Raw genomic sequence first — 15,130 nt, 5'->3', positions numbered from 1 at the left:
TTTTAGTGTCCCCCGGCAAGGGAGAACAGCTCTTCGCCTCTTACCAGCTCCAAGTGGTAGAAGGATGAGCGTTCTCCTTTTGTCTCTTTTCTGGTGATTTTGAATACCCTGTAGACAATCATTCGATGGCTTGCTAAAGGGAGCCGAACCGCGCCTCCATTCATATCCACCAAAGCATTAAAAGCTACAGAACCGTTAATTTCTTGAGTATCTCCATCGGGATAAACGAGATAGTGGCTTTCAATAAACATATAACATAGTGACATGGGTAAACGAATCTCTCTACTAAACTTCTGTTGAGCAGTGATCTCTCTCTTTTTTTCTTTGCACTCTTGCAAATTGGGGGCTTTGGTTGACTTTTCGGCCCGTTGGGATAGTATAAAAGGGGAAAAGGTGGGGAGAAGTGGGAAAAAATAGGAGAAAGTGGCAGTAAGATGTTCATGGGGGAATATCGAAACTCCATAGACGAGAAGGGACGACTCATGATTCCCTCGCGTCTTCGGTCAGAGGTGACCGGCAATGTGGTCGTTGTAACCCGCGGTGTCGACACCTGCCTTTGGCTCTTTCCCCCGGAGCAGTGGAAAAAGATTGCCCATTCGATCATGGGCTCGTCGTCGCTGTTTAAATCCAAGACGCGATTGCTGCAGCGGCGCATCATCGCTCCCGCTCAGGAGTGCGAGATAGACCGTTCCGGAAGAATCACCATTCCGCCCACCTTGCGGGATTCTGCCGGAATAGAATTGAAGAAGGAGGCGGTCATACTGGGAATCGATTCTTATCTTGAGGTATGGGATACCGATGCCTATCGTTCCTACCTCGATGAAAGCGAAAGCGAATTCCTCGCTGCAGCTGAAGAGCTTGGCGATGTACTCGCAACGCCCTCGGAGTGATTTCAGGTATGACAGGGACGTTCATGGATATTGTTCATCGGTCGGTAATGTCGGAGGAGGCCTTTCATTATCTCTCTCCGACCCTTGACAAGGGATTGCTTGTTGATTGCACCCTCGGGGAGGGGGGGCATAGCGAGCTGTTTCTTTCCCGGCTTCCGGGTTGCCGGATTGTCGGACTGGATGCCGATGAGAAGATTCTGGAAGTTGCCAGACAGCGGCTTGCGCCCTTTGGGGAAAGGGTGCGTTTGTTCAACACCTGGTTTAATGTTTTCTTCCGGGATTATCCACTGGGAGATGAACGTCCCGACGCCGTTTTGTTCGATCTTGGTATTTCTGTTTTTCATTATGAGAGATCGGGCAGGGGGTTTTCCTTCCGAGAGGATGAGCCTCTTGATATGCGGCTTGAAGCACACCTTGAGCAGTCGGCTGCGGATATTATCAACACATATCCGGAGAACGAGCTGGCCGATCTTATATTCCGTTTTGGGGAAGAGCGTTTGTCGCGACGTTTTGCTTCCGCTATTGTGGCCCGACGACAAAGTAAACCCTTTGCCACAACCAAAGAACTCGAAGAGGTTATTTGGACGGCATCACCCCAGTCGTACCGGCATGGCCGGATTCATCCCGCAACCAGAACATTTCAGGCCCTTCGTATTGCGGTTAATGGTGAGCTTGCCAGGCTGGAATCGGCCTTGGGCGATGCTTTTGCCAGATTGCGACCCGGCGGCATGATGGGTGTGATAAGCTTTCATTCCCTGGAAGACCGGATTGTGAAGCACTTCTTTTTGGATAAAAAGAAAGGGTGCATATCCTCTTCAGGCGCGCCGATAGATAGTGATAGGGGAGTAACTGCGGCTGAAATTCTGACAAAGAAGCCGTTACGCCCGACGGAAGAGGAAGTGAGGGGCAATGCACCGTCGAGAAGTGCCAAATTTCGTGTTGTCCGGAAGTTGATCGATGAGGATAGATAGATGAACAACAAACGGGTATTTATTTTATTGATTGCGGCTGCGTTGCCCGTGTCTGCATTTTTGCTGGTGGATCAGGTCTATCGCTACGACCATCTGATGGGACAGGTCGAAATGCTCCATGCACGCCAGACCGAGCTGTTTGAAGAGAATAAAAGAACCGTTGTCAATATTGCCATTCTACGGGCCCCGGAACGAATCGATCGTATTGCCCGGGAACTGGGCCTGAAAAAAGGAAGCGGTCGATCGCTTTTGGAAATAAAATTGCCTTCCATACGGAGGGCTTCAGATGGATAAAAAAACGGAAGGCTTTTCAGCCCGGGAGGCTGCCGCCGTTATCGGTGCTGTAGTCTTTTCCCCCTCCGAGAAAAAAACTGTTACGATCGACGGTATCGCCATCGATTCCCGGAATGTGAAACCCGGGAATCTTTTTGTCGCTCTGGAGGGGGAACGTGCGGATGGTCACCATTATCTTTCCGAAGCTGTTCGGGCTGGTGCTCCCGCCGTATTGGTTGATCACAAAAAAAGTGCTTGTGTCGAAGGGGGGTGGGCGACCTTTGCAACGCACTCCGGACTTGTCGTTATGGCAGTCGAAGATCCTCTTGTTGCTCTACAACGGCTTTCCCGCTGGTGGATCGACCGCTTCGATAGCCTTGTTCGGATAGCAGTGACCGGAAGCAGCGGTAAAACCACGACAAAGGAGCTTCTTGGTTCGGTTTTGTCGATGAAGGCTCCCACTGTGGTAAATCCGGGGAACCTCAACTCGGAGATTGGGTTACCATTGGCACTCTTCGGAGTTGGCCCTGCCGATTATTTTGGTGTTTTTGAGCTTGGTATCAATCGAATCGGTGAGATGGAGCTGCTTTCCTCGCTCTACCATCCTCAGCATCTTCTTATTACCAATATCGGTACCGCACATAGCGGTCCTCTCGGCGGTAAGGAGGGTGTCTTTCGGGAAAAGACAAAGGTTTTTGCGCACATGCAGGGAGAGGGCTTTGTCTTTTATCCCGAAGATGATGACCGTATCGATGCGCTGAAAAATCGGTACCCCTCTCTTACCTTTCGCCCGTATGGCCCTGCCACCCTTACCGGACTCGAGACTGTTGAAGATCTTGGGACGGAAGGATGGCTCCTTCGGTACCGTGGGGTCTCGATTCACTATCCCCTCCTTGGGCAGCACAACCTGCGAAATGGCTGTGGCGTTATCGCCCTTGCTTTCGAACTTGGGGTATCTCCCGAGCTTATAGGCGCTGCCTTATCGGCTGCTGTTCCCGTTACCGGAAGATGCCGCCTGCTTCGTGGGCCAATTTCCGTTCTTGATGATTGTTATAACGCAAATCTCGATTCCTCCGAACGGGTTTTTGAATATATCGCATCACTACCGTGGGACGGACGCAAGATTATTGTCTTCGGCTCAATGAAAGAGCTTGGTCCCTCAAGCCTTGACGCTCATCGGGCAGCGGGGCAAGCCATTGCCGCTTCCGGTGTCGATGCTGTTTTCCTGTACGGAGAGGAAACGTCGGAGAGCTTTCGGGAAATCTCAGAACAGGGAAGCATGTCGCAAATCCTTCATTTTTCCGAAAATCAATTTGATGAACTTTCCGAAAAGCTTCTTGCTTTTGTAAGGGAGGGCGACCTTGTCCTGCTTAAGGGAAGCAGAACAATGGGACTTGAACGATTGATACCCCTTTTGCAGCACGAGGAAAAGGAGTCTCTCCATGCTTAAAGAATTGTTACTACCTTTGGTTTCCCGCTTTTCCGCCTTTAATGTATTTCAGTACATCACCTTTAGAAGTGCCTATGCAGCGGTAACCGCCCTTTTTATCTCTTTTCTTTTCGGTCCCTGGCTTATCAGAAAATTGAAAAAACGCAGGGCGGAGCAGGTGATCAGAGAAGATGGCCCTGCTACCCATCTTTCGAAGAGCGGTACGCCGACCATGGGCGGTTTGATGATTCTTCTTTCTCTCTCTGTTTCAGTACTTCTCTGGCAGGATATCAGCAATAGTTTCACCTGGATTGCTTTAATATCGCTTCTCGGATTTGGGCTTATCGGATTCGTTGACGATTATCTGAAAATCTTTCGCAAAAGTTCCGAAGGTCTGCAGGCGCGTTTTAAATTTTCCGCTCAAGTGCTTCTTTCTTTACTTATTATGGTGGTGCTCTACCTGAACGGTAATGCGCATACCACACTTTTGTATTTACCCTTTTTAAAGAATCCTGTTTTGGATATGGGACTCTTTTATATTCCCTTTGGGATGTTGATTTTGGTGGGGACCAGCAATGCGGTCAATCTTACCGATGGGCTCGACGGCCTTGCTTCCGGACTGATCCTTCTGGTAGGGCTTTCCTTTGCCGCCATCAGCTATATCTCGGGGCGGGCCGATTTTGCCGCCTACCTTCAGATTCCCTATTTGCCGGAGAGTGCGGAACTTACGGTACTCTGCTTTGCCCTTGCGGGTGCAAGCATCGGTTTCCTCTGGTATAACGCACACCCTGCCGAGATTTTTATGGGTGATACCGGCAGCCTCTCATTAGGAGGGGTCATCGGTGTCATTGCGCTTATGACAAAAAAAGAGATTTTACTGGTGATCATCGGAGGTGTCTTTGTCCTTGAAGCGCTTTCGGTCATTATTCAGGTGGTTTTTTTCAAGCTTCGAGGGAAGCGGGTGTTTCGCATGGCCCCACTTCATCACCATTTTGAAAAGAAGGGCTGGGACGAAACAAAGGTCGTCGTCAGGTTCTGGATCCTCGGAGGGCTGTTTACCATTCTCAGCCTCTCGACCTTGAAGATTCAGTAGAGGAGAAGCATGAACGGGCTCTTTGCAGCGGAAAAGATCGAACGAAAAAACAGTGACTTTATCCTCCTCGTGCTCATGCTGCTGCTTGCCGGCATTGGAATCGCGGCGCTTTATTCGGCTTCCTATTTCTATGCGGAACGAGCCTTCGGCAATCCTCGACATTTTTTGGACCGCCATCTTGTGTTCCTCGTTATAGGCTTGGTCCTTGCCGTAGTTTCTTCCCGGCTTTCTCTTGATTTCTGGGAGAAAAGTGTCCCCCTTATTCTTGTCGGAACACTTTTTCTCATGGTGCTTACCTTCATTCCCGGCATCGGCAGGGAAATCATGGGGGCCCGACGCTGGATTCTTCTCGGCGGCAATTCTTTTCAACCTTCGGAGCTTGTCAAGCTTGCCGTAGTGCTCTATGTGGCACGAATCATGAGTAAAAAGGAACACCGTCTCGACGATTTCGGCAATGCAGTCCTGCCTCCTCTCCTTTTGGTTGGAGGCTTTACCGCACTGATCTATTTACAGAACGATTTTTCCACAGCGGCCTTTGTCCTTCTGGTCGCCCTCATCATGTTTTTTGTTGCAGGAGTCAGGCTGATTCACTTTTTCTTCCTCTTTATCACGATTTTTCCGATTCTTGCCATGCTTTTGTTTACCAAGGAACATCGGGTGCGAAGACTTCTTGCCTTCCTTGATCCCTACGGCGACCCTGTGGGAACGGGATACCAGGTCCTTGCCTCTCAAACGGCCCTCAGCCGTGGACACTTGTGGGGAAGCGGGCTCGGTATGGGAACAAAAAAGCTTGGTGGGCTTCCCGAGGCTCATTCTGATTTTGTTTTTGCCGTGTTTGGAGAAGAGACGGGGTTTCTCGGCGTTCTTTTCGTTATAGCACTTTTTACCGCCTTTGCGGTTCGCGGCTATATGACCGCTTTCAAAATACGGGATAAAAGCGGTTTCGGTTTTTACCTTGTGTTCGGCCTTACATCCGTTATTTTTTATCAGGCACTGCTGAACATGGCGGTGGTGTGCGGATTAGTTCCCGCGACGGGGCTTCCGCTTCCCCTCTTTTCGAACGGGGGGTCTTCGGTGCTTGTGACCATGATGATGTGTGGTATCATCCTTGGTGTCTCCAGGGAAGCTGAATTGGATAGGAGCTTACGTTCATGAGCAGCATTGCCTATTGGCAGGATTCGGTTAGAAGAAAAAACAGCGAATCCGCCAACGGACTTGAAAAGATCTTCTTTGTCGTTATCCTCTTTCTGTTTTTGGTTCTATTCGGGGAGTTGTGTTTTCACTTTGTCATTTCTCCCCGCCTGGTGGTGAATGATATCACTATCCATGTCGGACGTTCCTTTCCTCTTTCCGATTCCGAGATACTTTCGATAGCCGGTATCGATTCCGGAGGCTCTTATCTTGCCATCGATCCGCAAATTGTGGCGCGAAAACTTGAATCCGTGCCCTTTATTGCTAAGGCGGCTGTGGAGAAAAAGTTTCCCGGTTCCCTTTCGATTTCCATCACCGAGCGTGTTCCCGTCGCCTCCACCATTGCCGAGCTTGACGGACGGAGTGTTCCACTGTTTGTATCTGCAGACGGAGTCTTGTTTCCTTATCCTGGTAAGGAGAGTTCGGGGATGCCGGTGCTCTCCGGTATTGAGATTCCGAAGTTATCGGGGCGAATGTTCGTTCCTTCCGCACTTGTCTCTTTTCTTTCGGATCTGGAAAAGGTAAGAAATACTTCTCCTGAGCTCTACCGGTTGATATCTGAGCTAAAATTCATTAAAAAGAACGGTGATGATTACGAAGTGCTGCTCTTTCCCGCACACAGGAAAGTTAGGGTTCGAATTGGGACTTCCATCGATGAGCAGCTGCTGACCTATATAATGATGGTTCTCGACGTGGTGTCGCAACAGAACATGGTTGATAAACTTGATGAGATCGATTTCCGGACGGGGGAAGTGGTCTACAAGATTAGGGAGGAGTGACTTGCCGGTTGATGATATGATCGTTGGGCTTGATATCGGGACGACCAAAGTGTGTGCCGTTATCGGCGAATTCGATGAAAATAACCGGCTCCAGATCACCGGAGTTGGAACAAGTCCTTCGGAGGGACTGCGCCGGGGAGTCGTTATCAATATCGAATCGACAATGCGGTCGGTGACCTCCGCGATTGAAGCCGCCGAGATGATGAGCGGTCGCGAGGTGCTGCATTTGGTTACCGGCATTGCCGGTGCGCACATCGAGGGCATCAACTCACGGGGCGTTGTTGCGGTCACCGGTAAGGGACGGGAGATCAACCGTGAGGATATTGGGCGCGTTATCGATGCGGCCAAGGCGATCGTCATCCCCATGGATCGTGAGGTGATTCATGTTATCCCGCAGGAGTTTGTCGTAGATGACCAGGGGGGGATCAAGGATCCTCTGGACATGATTGGCATTCGACTGGAGGCGGAGGTCCATATTGTTACCGGTTCGGTGACCAGCGCCCAGAATTTGCTTAAATGTGTGAACCGTGCCGGTTTTCGGGTGAAGGATATTGTTCTCCAGCCTCTGGCTGCGGCGGGAGCGGTCCTTACCGAAGAAGAAAAAGAGATGGGGGTTCTGCTGATCGATCTTGGGGGGGGGACTACCGATATCCTTGTGTACATCGATGGTGCTCCCTACCACACCAACGTACTTGCTCTTGGGGGCGGGCAGGTTACCAGCGATCTCTCCTTTATGCTGAAAATTCCCAACGAGGCAGCCGAACGTATTAAACGGGAATCCGGGGTCTGTTATTTGCCCCTTGTCGACAAGGATGAGGATGTGGTGATTCGCGGTATCGGCGGCTGGCCGTCGGTAACGGTTCAGCGCCGTGAGGTGTGTAAGATCATCCAGCCGAGAATGGCTGAGATCTATAACCTTGTTAAAGAGCAGTTGGTGAAAAAGGATTACCTGCGTCATCTCGGCGGCGGGGTGGTCCTCACCGGCGGCGGGGCAATGATCCCCGGTGCGGCGGAGCTTGCTCAGGAGATATTCGGAAGACGCGCAAGGGTTGGCGTTCCGACGAAATTGGGCGGGCTTTCCGATGTTTATCAGACGCCGATCTACTCTACTGCGGTGGGCCTTGTCCTTTATGAGGCCGCCCAGATACAGAGTGAGGGAGGAGCTTCCGTCTCCCCGAGAAGAAGCGGAAGCGGTATGATGGCGAAATTGAAAAACTGGATGAAGGAGTTTTTCTAACATAGAGATTGAAAATAGCTAACGGCCGAAGAGGGGATATGTGGTGTGTTTGCTCTTCGGTAAAAGGCACTTTAGATGCTTCTGGGAGGGGGCTATGCAGATTGAAGTTGTTGAACAGGGATCCTTTGAGATGGATCAGAGCGAACCTACGGTCATCAAGGTGGTCGGGGTGGGCGGAGGCGGAAGTAATGCCGTCAACCGCATGATCGAAAGCGGCCTGAAAAAGGTGGAGTTTATTGCGATAAACACCGATCTTCAGGCCCTCAGCCGTTCGAAGGCAAAGATAAAGTTGCCGATTGGCGAAAAGGCAACTGGCGGGCTCGGTGCCGGAGGCGTTCCCGATAAGGGGCGGGAGGCTGCCGAGGAGTCGAAAGAGGAGATCGCCAAGATCCTTCGCGGGGCCGATATGGTCTTCATCACCGCCGGTATGGGCGGTGGTACGGGAACAGGAGCCGCTCCCGTTGTTGCGCAGATCGCCAGGGAACTCGATGCTCTTACCGTTGCCGTGGTAACGAAGCCCTTTGATTTTGAGCGCAAGCGGAAGATGATGCTTGCCGAAGAGGGGATCGCGCGACTGCGGGAACAGGTAGATACCCTCATAACCATTCCGAACCAGTATCTATTGAAAATAGTGGAAAGAAATACCACCATTCGCGAAGCCTTCATGCTTGCCGACGATGTGCTCCGTCAGGGAGTTCAGGGAATCAGTGAACTTATCACCGAGCCTGGTGAGATTAATATCGATTTTGCCGATGTCAGGACCATCATGAAGGGAAGGGGCGATGCCCTCATGGGGATCGGTGTCGGTAGCGGGGATAATCGTGCCGTTGATGCGGCGACCAACGCCATCAACAATCCTCTGCTTGAGGATGCGCGCATCGAAGGGGCCAAGGGTATCCTCGTAAATGTGACCGGAGGGCTCGATCTTTCCCTGACCGAGTATGAAGAGGTTATCAAGATCATCACCGCCAACGCGGACGATGATGCTCTCATCATCCCCGGCCAGTCTGTTGACGAAGCCTTGGAAGATACCATCACCGTTACGGTTGTCGCCACCGGATTCGACGCCGCAAGTGAGAAGATCATGCCCGAAGTTCCCGAAGAGCAGAATGAAGAGGTGATTCAGTACGAAGATTGGATCAAGCTCCAGCGGGGTATGAGTCAGGGAGTCAGTCCGAGTTATCTTCTCGGGCGAAATTCGGAGGATGGAGATTTGGGGATTCCCACGGTATTGCGGGACCGCAAGGCCGCCGGACAGCAGGGCGAAAAGTAGCAGGCAAAGGGTATGACCGGTAAGACGCTTTTGCGGGATTATGATGCTCATCTCGGTGCCGTTCTTTCCCTGGCACCCCTAAGCCGGGAGAGCTATGTGTCCGCTATCTCACGTCTTCTCGGCTGGCTTGAGGAAGAAGGGAAGACCCCTTTCTCGGCCGGTGATGCCGATTTGGTCGACTATCTCACCCTCCGTTTCGAGGAGGGAAGCGATAAACACACCATTGCCAAATTGGTGTCGATCATGCGAAGTTTTTTTGATTTTCTTGTTTCGGAGGAGTATCGGCAGGATAATCCTGCACGGATGGTAGACGCTCCCAAGCTTGGACGTAGCCTCCCCTCGGTATTGAGCATAGAAGAGGTTGAAGCCTTTCTGAACGCCATCCCTCTGGAAACTCCTGAGGGGCTGCGGGATCGGGCCCTTTTTGAGCTCATCTATTCGGCTGGTTTGCGGGTTTCCGAGGCTGTAGGCCTCTCAGCTGGATCGCTTTACCTTCGGGATGGGATTATCAGGGTTACAGGAAAGGGGTCGAAACAACGTGTTGTCCCCTTAGGGGATGAGGCCAGAAAATGGATCGGACGCTATCTTACCGATGCCCGGCCCCTTTTGGCAAAGAGTTTTCATCCCACAGATGCTTTATTCCTCAGCAGAAGGGGAACGCCCCTCTCCCGTAAAAACGTATGGAAGCGTTTCAAACAGTTCTCGCTTCTTGCCGGGGTCGATGGGAAGGTACACACCCTGCGTCACAGCTTCGCCACGCATTTGCTTGCCGGTGGAGCCGATCTTCGTTCCGTTCAAGAACTGCTTGGCCATTCCGATATTTCGACCACCCAGATCTACACCCATATCGATGATCCGACCCTTCGTAGTACCCACGAACAGTTTCATCCCCGGGGCTCTTGTGCTGCCTCCCATGATGAATCGTCGGAGGGCTATCCCGATGTATAGAAAGAAGGAGGTCTCTATGAATAAAAAACGCTGTTTTCTTCTGCTCCTTCTTCCGCTCCTATTTGCTTCCTGTTCCCGGGGAGGAGATCGGATGCTTCAGCTGCTTAGCTCTACCGAACGGGAAGGGTATCGGGATGAGAGTGTTGATGCAAAGAAGATTGATGAATTGGAAAAGGCTATCCGCCGCTACGATAGCGATATTGAAAAGCGTGTACAGGATACCGGTCAGCTCGGACTCTATTATCGAATCCTTGCACTGGATTTGATGGAAAAGAAGATGTACGGTCCGGCTCTCGAACAATTTACAAGGGCCCTCGATATCTACCCTGCAAATCCTGTCCTGTTCTATTATGCAGGGCTGTGCCGAGGCTATGTTGCAAAGGCCGAAGGTGATAAGGCCCTGCGAGAGAAGGGGATCGAGGAGGCTTCCTTTTATCTCGAACGAGCGGTGGAGCTTGATGGTAGATATGAAAGCGCTTTGTACGCCTCTGCCGTTCTTGCCCTCTATGATATGGATGATGTAGTCGAGGGTGAACGTCGAACCCTGCGGCTTTTGAAGGTCTATCCGAACCATGTCGGAGGAAAGTTTTTGCTTGCCCGTATCCGAATTCTTGAGGGCTTTCCACAGGAAGCGGCCCAGCTCTATAAGGAGATCAGCGAGAGCAAACAGGCGAGCGAGGAACAGAAGGCAAAGGCCACGGAAAACCGTTCGGCACTCTTGGAGGGAAGTTATGAATGATATCCGGTTTGACATTGGTATATCGCTTCTTCCCGGCCTTCGTAGTGCCGAGCGTCTTATGCTTTCCGACATTATTCCCGACCTGCGGGAGCTTTTGCGTCTGGGCCGATTCGATCTCCAGGCTTTGACCGGCAGACGCCTTCATTTCGAGAACGAACAGTTGTTGAATATCGAGAAAGACATCGAAGGGGTGGTCCAGGGTGTAAATGCCATAGGTGCATCCATTATTTCCTACTGGGATTCTCGCTATCCGGTTCTGCTGCGGGAGATTTATGATCCGCCTTATCTCTTATATCTCCGTGGATCATTACCCGCTCCTGCCGATCCTGCCGTTGCCGTGGTCGGTACCCGGAAAGGTGATCCCGCTTCGATAGCCGCTGCCTTCTCTTTTTCCGCAGAACTGGCGCTTTCTTCCGTTCCCGTTGTTTCGGGGCTTGCCAGAGGAATCGACAGGGCCGCCCATGAAGGGGCCCTCAGTGGCGGGGGATACACCCTTGCGGTTCTCGGTTCAGGTGTCGATCGCATCTATCCTGAGGCCCATCATCGGCTTGCAAAGCGCATTCTCGCCGAGGGCGGGGGGCTTGTCAGTGAGTATCCTCCGGGAACGGCGCCCCTGCGTTTCCACTTTCCCGCAAGGAATAGAATCATTTCCGGTATCTGCCGCTCCACCGTGGTGATAGCCGCCCCGACAAAGTCCGGTGCCCTCATTACAGCGGACTATGCCTTGGAACAGGGGCGCGACCTCTTTGTCCATCGCTGCGGGGTTGAACGTGAGGCCTTTCGTGGGACCCTGCATCTCGAACGAGACGGGGCCGCTGTGCTTGAGCACGGAAGTGATCTGCTTCGTCATTGGGGCAGCGATGGCTGCCGGACTATTGTCGGAGGCGAGGAAGCACGAGAACCTTCTTCCTTTGCCCGGTTGGTGAGACAGGAAATAGAGGGTGACCTCTTTTTCTACAGCGGAACATGGTTTTCCGCCTTTCAGGGGGACCGAAAGAATGCCTGAAGCCGAAAAAAGCGAAATTCGATCGTTGGTAGACACGTATCTTCGCTATCTTGTTGCGGTTAGGACCCTTTCTCCCCGTACGGTCGATGCCTACGGTGTCGATCTGGACCGATTCTGTCGCTTCGTTGAGGATGAAGGCTGCGGGCTCGAACTCTCCCCCTCCCTGGTGAGACGTTTCGTTGCCGAACTCAAAGATACTTTGAGCCCCGCCTCCTCCGCACGGGCCCTCTCTTCGATCAGGGGCTTCTACCGTTATGCGGTAAAGCAGGGAGATGTTGTATCGAATCCCTTTGCTTCGGTAAGGGGTAAAGGGCGGGAACGACATCTTCCCGAGGTTCTGAGCGAGGTGGAAGCCTCTGAACTCCTGTCCTTTTCGGGAAATGGATTCATAGGGGTACGGGACAAATTGCTCATGGAACTCTTGTACAGTACCGGGGCCCGTGTCTCCGAGGCTGTTGGAATAGATATGCTTGACCTCGATACGAAAAAAAGGACGGTAAAACTCTTGGGAAAGGGAGATCGCCAAAGGATTGCCTATCTGGGTCCCCAGGCAATGTCTGCACTTGCCACCTATCTTCCCTACCGAAGAGCGCGGGTCGCATCGGACAAAAAAGACGCTGTTCAGGCACTTTTTCTCAATGCGCATGGAGAAAGATTGACCAGACGAGGTGCCGGTTTTATCTTAAGAAAACATCAAGAGCGACTTGCTTCGGGAAAACGGCTGCATCCCCATCTCTTTCGGCATAGTTTTGCAACCCACCTCCTCGATAGGGGGGCGGATATCAGAACGGTTCAGGAGTTGCTCGGACATGCCGATCTCTCCACCACCGGGATCTATACTCATGTTTCCCTGAAGCGGCTTCAGGATGTTTATCGAAATGCACATCCCCATGGATCCACAGGTTCTGTCGGGAAAAAGGAGCAGAAATCATGAGCGAAGAAAAGAGCCTCACCATGCATGCGACGACAATCATCGCTGTCAGACGTGAAGAAAACGTGGCGATGGCCGGTGATGGACAGGTTACATTGGGCCAAACGGTAATGAAGGGAAACGCGCGAAAGGTCCGCCGGATGTATGACGGAAAGGTACTTGCAGGCTTTGCAGGAGCAACCGCAGATGCCTTTACCTTGTTTGAGCATTTTGAAGGGAAATTGAAGCAGCACGGGGGGGACATTACCCGTTCAGCGGTGGAGCTTGCAAAGCTGTGGAGGACCGACCGGGCCCTTCGCCGTTTGGAGGCAATGCTGCTTGTTGCCGACCATACCAAAACCTTGCTTATCAGCGGGACCGGCGATGTCGTAGAGCCGGAAAACAACGCCATTGCCATCGGTAGCGGTGGCAATTTTGCTTATGCCGCGGCCCTTGCCTATCTTGACGCCTCCGACCTTCCACCGAAAGAAATTGCCCTCCGTGCGATGAAGATCGCTTCGGGTATTTGTATCTATACGAACGATCAGTTCATCCTGGAGGAGATACTATGAAACAGAATTTCGACACGATGACTCCCCGCCAGATTGTCACCGAGCTGGATAAATATATTGTCGGTCAGGAAAAGGCGAAAAAGGCCGTTGCAATTGCCCTGCGAAACAGGGTCAGGCGTCGTATGCTGGCCGAAAATCTCAGGGATGAAATCGCACCGAAAAATATCATCATGATAGGGCCGACCGGCGTAGGAAAGACCGAAATAGCCCGAAGACTTTCGAGGCTTAGCGGTGCGCCGTTTATCAAGGTTGAAGCGACGAAATATACGGAAGTCGGCTATGTGGGACGGGATGTCGAATCCATGGTCAGAGACCTCATGACCGTTTCTCTGAATATGGTTAAGGCAGAGATGTCCGAAGGTGTCAAGGTGGAGGCCGAAAACCGGGCGGAGGAGGCCCTTCTCGACCTTTTGCTTCCGGGTATTGGGGGAGATCCATCTGTTCCCGAGGTCGGTGGCGGGCAGGGCGCTACCCGGGAAAAATTCCGGACCATGCTGCGAGAAGGAAAGCTGGACGACAAGCTTGTGGAGGTCCAGGTCAGCGGCGGCTCATTTCCCACCATAGAAGTATTCAGCGGACAGAGCCCCGAGGCAATGGATGTTAACTTCGGAAATCTCGGTTCAATCTTCGGAGGTGGTAAGAAGCGCAAACGGGTGAGAGTCGAACAGGCGAAAAAGATCCTTCTCGACGAAGAGATGGATAAATTGATCGATACCGAACGGGCCGGAGATATCGCCAGGGAGCGATGCGAGCAGATGGGTATCATCTTTATCGATGAAATTGACAAGGTTGCCGTGAAATCGGACCAGGGTGGTGCCGACGTGAGCAGGGAAGGGGTCCAGCGGGATATCCTTCCCATTGTGGAAGGTTCGACCGTCAACACCAAGTACGGTATGATCGATACCAGTCACATCCTCTTCATTGCTGCCGGTGCCTTTCATACCAGTAAGCCGAGTGATCTGATTCCCGAACTTCAGGGGCGCTTCCCCCTGCGTGTGGAACTCGACGACCTCGATGCCGACGATTTCGTTAGGATTCTGACGGAGCCTGAAAATGCCCTGACCCGGCAATATATCGAACTCTTGAAAACCGAAGGGGTTGATATTGAGTTTACCGATCCCGCGATCAGAAAACTGAGCGAGATTGCTGCTGAGGTGAATGCACGGACCGAGAATATCGGTGCACGGCGTCTCCACACCATTATGGAGCTGTTGCTGGAGGACATCTCCTTTACCGCTCCCGAGCTTAAAGGGCAGAAGATACCGATTACCCCCGAGTATGTGGAGAGTCAACTCGGAGATATTGTGCAGGACCAGGATCTTGCACGGTACATCCTGTAGAAGATGGTAAAGTGGGATGGGTATCGGACCGATGATAAGAACGGAGGCACAGGATGTTTCTGAATAATAGTTTTGGAAAAACCCTCGATATTTTGCACCGTTCCATGGATGTGGAGATGCTCAGGCGCCAGGTGATGGCGAATAATATTGCCAATGCCGATACGCCGAACTATAAACGGAGTGTCGTTAATTTCGAATCGCAGCTCGCCAGGGCTCTCGATTCGGAAAAGGTAACCAAGCCTCAGGCCGCCCTTACCAATGAGCGTCACATTCCATTTAATCGTGTTCAGAATTATCGTGATGTCCGACCCAAAAGGGTCCTGGATTACCTGAGTGAATCGGACAACAACGGTAATAATGTGGACGTGGAGGAGGAGAGCATGCTTCTTCTTCAGAATCAGTTGCGATACGACATGATGAGCAGGGTTGTTGCAGGGGAATTTTCCCGGGTCAACATCGTTCTGCGTTAGTAAGGAGAT

At 51.9% G+C, this 15,130-nt stretch carries 17 protein-coding genes; 16 read left to right on the top strand and 1 reads right to left on the bottom strand.

What is annotated here, in order from left to right; translation table 11 throughout:
• Positions 1-2: 2 nt before the first annotated feature.
• Complete coding sequence (locus F459_RS0109505) at positions 3-251, bottom strand: hypothetical protein (protein WP_020612500.1); 249 nt, start codon at positions 249-251, stop codon at positions 3-5.
• Between the two features lie 183 nt (positions 252-434).
• Between F459_RS0109505 and mraZ the strand changes: the two genes are divergently transcribed.
• The 16 genes from mraZ to flgB all read left to right on the top strand — a co-directional run bounded on the left by mraZ (position 435) and on the right by flgB (position 15,121).
• Positions 435-890, top strand: coding sequence for a division/cell wall cluster transcriptional repressor MraZ (gene mraZ / locus F459_RS0109500; protein WP_013254135.1), 456 nt, complete (start codon positions 435-437; stop codon positions 888-890).
• 23 nt (positions 891-913) lie between these two features.
• Positions 914-1,861 carry a 16S rRNA (cytosine(1402)-N(4))-methyltransferase RsmH gene (gene rsmH, locus F459_RS0109495; protein WP_020612499.1) on the top strand — a complete coding sequence of 316 codons (948 nt, stop codon included), beginning with the start codon at positions 914-916 and terminating at the stop codon, positions 1,859-1,861.
• The gene (locus F459_RS0109490; protein ID WP_020612498.1) at positions 1,862-2,155 is read left to right on the top strand and encodes an FtsB/FtsL family cell division protein; all 294 of its coding nucleotides are present in this window, start codon (positions 1,862-1,864) and stop codon (positions 2,153-2,155) included.
• Positions 2,148-3,584: a UDP-N-acetylmuramoyl-tripeptide--D-alanyl-D-alanine ligase gene (locus F459_RS0109485; protein WP_020612497.1), complete on the top strand. Its 1,437-nt coding sequence runs from the start codon at positions 2,148-2,150 to the stop codon at positions 3,582-3,584. The genes F459_RS0109490 and F459_RS0109485 overlap by 8 nt, the downstream gene beginning before the upstream one ends.
• Positions 3,577-4,656 (top strand): phospho-N-acetylmuramoyl-pentapeptide-transferase, encoded by a 1,080-nt coding sequence (gene mraY, locus F459_RS0109480; RefSeq protein ID WP_020612496.1) that lies wholly within the window; start codon positions 3,577-3,579, stop codon positions 4,654-4,656. Before F459_RS0109485 ends, mraY begins: the two co-directional genes overlap by 8 nt.
• A 9-nt stretch (positions 4,657-4,665) precedes the next feature.
• Positions 4,666-5,811 (top strand): putative lipid II flippase FtsW, encoded by a 1,146-nt coding sequence (gene ftsW, locus F459_RS0109475; protein WP_020612495.1) that lies wholly within the window; start codon positions 4,666-4,668, stop codon positions 5,809-5,811.
• Positions 5,808-6,626: a cell division protein FtsQ/DivIB gene (locus F459_RS0109470; protein WP_020612494.1), complete on the top strand. Its 819-nt coding sequence runs from the start codon at positions 5,808-5,810 to the stop codon at positions 6,624-6,626. The genes ftsW and F459_RS0109470 overlap by 4 nt, the downstream gene beginning before the upstream one ends.
• Position 6,627: 1 nt before the next feature.
• Entirely contained in the window at positions 6,628-7,863 is a 1,236-nt protein-coding gene (gene ftsA, locus F459_RS0109465) for a cell division protein FtsA (protein ID WP_020612493.1), read from the top strand.
• 94 nt (positions 7,864-7,957) lie between these two features.
• The gene (gene ftsZ, locus F459_RS0109460; protein WP_020612492.1) at positions 7,958-9,136 is read left to right on the top strand and encodes a cell division protein FtsZ; all 1,179 of its coding nucleotides are present in this window, start codon (positions 7,958-7,960) and stop codon (positions 9,134-9,136) included.
• 12 nt (positions 9,137-9,148) lie between these two features.
• On the top strand, positions 9,149-10,084 hold the full coding sequence (locus F459_RS0109455) for a site-specific tyrosine recombinase (RefSeq protein ID WP_020612491.1): 936 nt from the start codon (positions 9,149-9,151) through the stop codon (positions 10,082-10,084).
• Between the two features lie 16 nt (positions 10,085-10,100).
• Positions 10,101-10,823 (top strand): tetratricopeptide repeat protein, encoded by a 723-nt coding sequence (locus F459_RS0109450; protein WP_020612490.1) that lies wholly within the window; start codon positions 10,101-10,103, stop codon positions 10,821-10,823.
• Positions 10,816-11,829 (top strand): DNA-processing protein DprA, encoded by a 1,014-nt coding sequence (gene dprA / locus F459_RS0109445; RefSeq protein WP_020612489.1) that lies wholly within the window; start codon positions 10,816-10,818, stop codon positions 11,827-11,829. The genes F459_RS0109450 and dprA overlap by 8 nt, the downstream gene beginning before the upstream one ends.
• Positions 11,822-12,763 carry a tyrosine-type recombinase/integrase gene (locus F459_RS0109440; RefSeq protein WP_020612488.1) on the top strand — a complete coding sequence of 314 codons (942 nt, stop codon included), beginning with the start codon at positions 11,822-11,824 and terminating at the stop codon, positions 12,761-12,763. Before dprA ends, F459_RS0109440 begins: the two co-directional genes overlap by 8 nt.
• On the top strand, positions 12,760-13,311 hold the full coding sequence (hslV, locus tag F459_RS0109435; protein ID WP_020612487.1) for an ATP-dependent protease subunit HslV: 552 nt from the start codon (positions 12,760-12,762) through the stop codon (positions 13,309-13,311). The genes F459_RS0109440 and hslV overlap by 4 nt, the downstream gene beginning before the upstream one ends.
• On the top strand, positions 13,308-14,651 hold the full coding sequence (gene hslU, locus F459_RS0109430; RefSeq protein ID WP_020612486.1) for an ATP-dependent protease ATPase subunit HslU: 1,344 nt from the start codon (positions 13,308-13,310) through the stop codon (positions 14,649-14,651). Before hslV ends, hslU begins: the two co-directional genes overlap by 4 nt.
• Positions 14,652-14,704: 53 nt before the next feature.
• Positions 14,705-15,121: a flagellar basal body rod protein FlgB gene (gene flgB / locus F459_RS0109425; protein WP_020612485.1), complete on the top strand. Its 417-nt coding sequence runs from the start codon at positions 14,705-14,707 to the stop codon at positions 15,119-15,121.
• Positions 15,122-15,130 lie beyond the last annotated feature (9 nt).

The sequence above is a fragment of the Sediminispirochaeta bajacaliforniensis DSM 16054 genome (genome assembly GCF_000378205.1).
Taxonomy (GTDB): domain Bacteria; phylum Spirochaetota; class Spirochaetia; order DSM-16054; family Sediminispirochaetaceae; genus Sediminispirochaeta; species Sediminispirochaeta bajacaliforniensis.
Note: the sequence above shows the minus strand (reverse complement) of the source record. Positions and strands in the feature narration are given on the sequence as shown.

Excerpts from the sequence above, each read along its gene's own strand:
- F459_RS0109505 (WP_020612500.1), bottom strand. The coding sequence starts at position 251 with ATGTTTATTGAAAGCCACTATCTCGTTTATCCCGATGGAGATACTCAA.
- mraZ (WP_013254135.1), top strand. The coding sequence starts at position 435 with ATGTTCATGGGGGAATATCGAAACTCCATAGACGAGAAGGGACGACTC.
- rsmH (WP_020612499.1), top strand. The coding sequence starts at position 914 with ATGGATATTGTTCATCGGTCGGTAATGTCGGAGGAGGCCTTTCATTAT.
- F459_RS0109490 (WP_020612498.1), top strand. The coding sequence starts at position 1,862 with ATGAACAACAAACGGGTATTTATTTTATTGATTGCGGCTGCGTTGCCC.
- F459_RS0109485 (WP_020612497.1), top strand. The coding sequence starts at position 2,148 with ATGGATAAAAAAACGGAAGGCTTTTCAGCCCGGGAGGCTGCCGCCGTT.
- mraY (WP_020612496.1), top strand. The coding sequence starts at position 3,577 with ATGCTTAAAGAATTGTTACTACCTTTGGTTTCCCGCTTTTCCGCCTTT.
- ftsW (WP_020612495.1), top strand. The coding sequence starts at position 4,666 with ATGAACGGGCTCTTTGCAGCGGAAAAGATCGAACGAAAAAACAGTGAC.
- F459_RS0109470 (WP_020612494.1), top strand. The coding sequence starts at position 5,808 with ATGAGCAGCATTGCCTATTGGCAGGATTCGGTTAGAAGAAAAAACAGC.
- ftsZ (WP_020612492.1), top strand. The coding sequence starts at position 7,958 with ATGCAGATTGAAGTTGTTGAACAGGGATCCTTTGAGATGGATCAGAGC.
- F459_RS0109455 (WP_020612491.1), top strand. The coding sequence starts at position 9,149 with ATGACCGGTAAGACGCTTTTGCGGGATTATGATGCTCATCTCGGTGCC.
- F459_RS0109450 (WP_020612490.1), top strand. The coding sequence starts at position 10,101 with ATGAATAAAAAACGCTGTTTTCTTCTGCTCCTTCTTCCGCTCCTATTT.
- dprA (WP_020612489.1), top strand. The coding sequence starts at position 10,816 with ATGAATGATATCCGGTTTGACATTGGTATATCGCTTCTTCCCGGCCTT.
- F459_RS0109440 (WP_020612488.1), top strand. The coding sequence starts at position 11,822 with ATGCCTGAAGCCGAAAAAAGCGAAATTCGATCGTTGGTAGACACGTAT.
- hslV (WP_020612487.1), top strand. The coding sequence starts at position 12,760 with ATGAGCGAAGAAAAGAGCCTCACCATGCATGCGACGACAATCATCGCT.
- hslU (WP_020612486.1), top strand. The coding sequence starts at position 13,308 with ATGAAACAGAATTTCGACACGATGACTCCCCGCCAGATTGTCACCGAG.
- flgB (WP_020612485.1), top strand. The coding sequence starts at position 14,705 with ATGTTTCTGAATAATAGTTTTGGAAAAACCCTCGATATTTTGCACCGT.